This is a genomic window from Chthoniobacter sp. (assembly GCF_040003245.1).
In the GTDB taxonomy this organism is placed as follows: Bacteria; Verrucomicrobiota; Verrucomicrobiia; order Chthoniobacterales; family Chthoniobacteraceae; genus Chthoniobacter.
This window is the reverse complement of the sequence record NZ_JBDUCX010000406.1, coordinates 1-2,737: the sequence shown is the minus strand read 5'-3', so window position 1 is coordinate 2,737 and position 2,737 is coordinate 1. Positions and strand designations below refer to the sequence as shown.

At 62.5% G+C, this 2,737-nt stretch carries 3 protein-coding genes; 2 read left to right on the top strand and 1 reads right to left on the bottom strand.

Annotated features, from left to right (window positions below):
- Positions 1-624 (bottom strand): MBL fold metallo-hydrolase (locus tag ABJF10_RS30305; RefSeq protein WP_348548330.1); only part of this gene is annotated, 624 nt, incomplete at its 3' end.
- A 43-nt stretch (positions 625-667) separates the two neighbouring features.
- Between ABJF10_RS30305 and recN the strand changes: the two genes are divergently transcribed.
- Positions 668-2,332, top strand: a complete 1,665-nt coding sequence (gene recN, locus ABJF10_RS30300; protein ID WP_348548329.1) for a DNA repair protein RecN — start codon at positions 668-670, stop codon at positions 2,330-2,332.
- A gap of 198 nt (positions 2,333-2,530) precedes the next feature.
- On the top strand, positions 2,531-2,737 hold a 207-nt coding region (locus ABJF10_RS30295; RefSeq protein ID WP_348548328.1), incomplete at its 3' end, for a hypothetical protein.

Below are 2,737 nucleotides of genomic sequence, written 5' to 3'. Positions count from 1 at the left end.
ATGGGTGGGGTGCGGAGTATAGCGCAGGGCATCCACGATGAGGTGCCGCACGCCGCGAATGGCCGCCCGGGCCTCATCCGGCACACCCTTGCAATCACTCAAATAGGCCAGCAAGGACTCGCCGTTGCGGCGCAAAAGGTAGCCATTCACCGGCGTCCGCCCGTGCAACACGCGCAGCGGGGTAATCTCCAGAGACCCCAGCCGAAACGGTCCTTCGATGAGATGTGGCAAGGGGCGCAGGTAGCCCGGCCAGCGATTTTCGCCGTTGAAAGCGAACGTGAACACCCGGTTCAGGTCGCGCATCGTCTCCGCAGAGGCGTAAACCGGCAACTCCTTCTCCCCAAAGCAGAACGGTCGCAAATCATCCAGCCCCATAATGTGATCGGTGTGCGAATGCGTGAAAACGACCGCGTCAATTCGTCGCACGCCTTCGCGCAGGGCCTGCGTGCGGAAATCCGGCCCGGTGTCGATCACCCACGCATAATCCTCCGCCTCGATATAGATGGAAGCCCGGGTCCGCTTGTCCCGTGGGTCGGTCGAACGGCAGATCCGGCAGTCGCAACCGATCATCGGCACACCCAGGGAGGTACCAGTGCCGAGAAATGTAATCGTAAGTTCTGCCATGCGCGCGGATTGAAAAGCGGGCGCAGCCTTCCATAATCCCGCCGTGCCCGCAACGCTCACCTCCCTTCGCATTCGCAATCTCGCCCTCGTCGAGGAACTCGCCTGGACGCTCACGCCCGGCTTCACCGCCATCACCGGCGAGACCGGCTCGGGCAAGTCGATCATTGTCGGCGCGCTCCAGCTCATCCTCGGCGAGCGCGCGGACAAAACGCTCATCCGCACCGGCGCGGAGAGCTGCACGGTTGAGGCCGTGTTTCATTTCGACGACACCAAGGCGCTGAACCGCGAGCTGGAGGAATTCGGCGTCGAGCCCTGCGAAGGCGGCGAGCTCATCTTGAAGCGCGTCTTTTCCGCCACGGGGACGAACCGGCAATTCATCAATGGCAGCCCGACCACCCTGGCGGTGCTGAAGCAACTCGGCGACGGCCTCGTCGATCTGCACGGCCCGCACGATCACCAGTCGCTGCTTTCCGATGCGAAACAGCTCGGCCTGCTCGATGCCTTTGCCGACGCCGGGACGTTGCGGGAGAAATACGAGGAGCAATTCCGGCGTCTGAATCGCGCCATCGATGAGCACACCGAGCTCTCCACGAGCGAAGCCGCGCTGGAGCGCGAGGTCGATCTGCTCCGCCACCAAGTGCAGGAGATCGATGCCGCGCAGTTACGCGCCGATGAAGAAGAGGAACTGCTCGCCCGCTACAGCGTCGGCGCCAATAGCCGCCGGCTGCTGGAGCTTTCCAACCAGGCCGTGGGTCGCCTCTCCGAGGCCGACGACGCCGTGCTCGGCCGGCTGGCGGAGATCGGCAAACTCATCCGCGACCTCGAGCGCATCGATCCCGCCGCCTCGCGCTTCAGCGAAGCGCACCTCCGCGCTGCCACCGAGTTGGAAGACCTCGCGTCATCGCTGCAGGATTACGCGCAGGAAATGGACCTCGACCCCGAGCGGCTCGCGCAGATGGAGGAGCGCGTCTCGCTCTTCGAAACGCTCAAGCGCAAGTACGGCGGCAGCATCGCCGAGGTCATCGCCTTCGGCGAGCAAGCCACCGAGCGGCTGCGCAAGATCGAGTCCCGCGGCACCGAACTCGCCCGCCTCGCCGCCGAGATCGAAGCCGGCCGCAAAGCCGTGCAGGAAGCCGGCAAGAAACTAAACACCAAGCGCGCCGCCGCCGCACCCAAGCTCGCCACCAGCGTCACCACCCACCTGCGCGATCTCGGCTTCAAAAAATCCGACTTCCGCGTCGCCCTCACCGCGCTGGAGAAGCCCGGCCCGCACGGCTTGGAAAGCATCGCCTTCCTCTTCGCCCCGAACCCCGGCGAGCCGCCCAAGGCGCTCAAGGCCATCGGCTCCAGCGGCGAAATTTCCCGCGTCATGCTCGCCGTGAAATCCTCCCTCGCCGCGCAGGACACCATTCCCCTGCTCGTCTTCGACGAAATCGACGCCAACGTCGGCGGCGAGATCGCCCATGCCGTCGGCGCCAAGATGAAATCCCTCGCCGCCGAGCACCAGGTGCTCTGCATCAGCCACCTCCCCCAGGTCGCCGCCCAGGCGAAGACCCAATTCGTCGTTACCAAGGAATTCACCAAGGACCGCACGATTTCCCAGCTCGAAAAAGTCGAAGGCAAAGCCCGCGTCGAGGAAATCGCCCGGATGCTCGGGGGAAAGACCGACTCCGCGCTGGCGCATGCGAAGACGTTGCTAGGGGGCTAGGGAGCCTCACTAAAATTACACTACTTTCTTGAGATGCTCCCAAGTTGTCTCATCGCAAATGCAAACCCACTCGTCATTCTGATACCACGTATCGATTACGGGCAACTGCTCAACAAGACTCGGAATGCCAGACGGGAAATGAATGACGCAAATGGTCTTCCAACCGTGCGGGATATCGGGTGACTGTTTTCCGAACTGTTGGGTGACAGCGACTATCCTGCATTCGCAAGGCACTCCATCCTGTGGTCTGTTCCTCGGGAAAGCGATATCAAAGCATTTCGTGAGTGGCAGGTCCGCGTAAGAAAAACCGACAAAAACGGTCTCTGTGTTGGCTGGGCGCGTTGGCGGCATGAGGTGCGCGAGATTTCTGGACCACAAAATAAGGAAATCAGCGATGATGGAAAC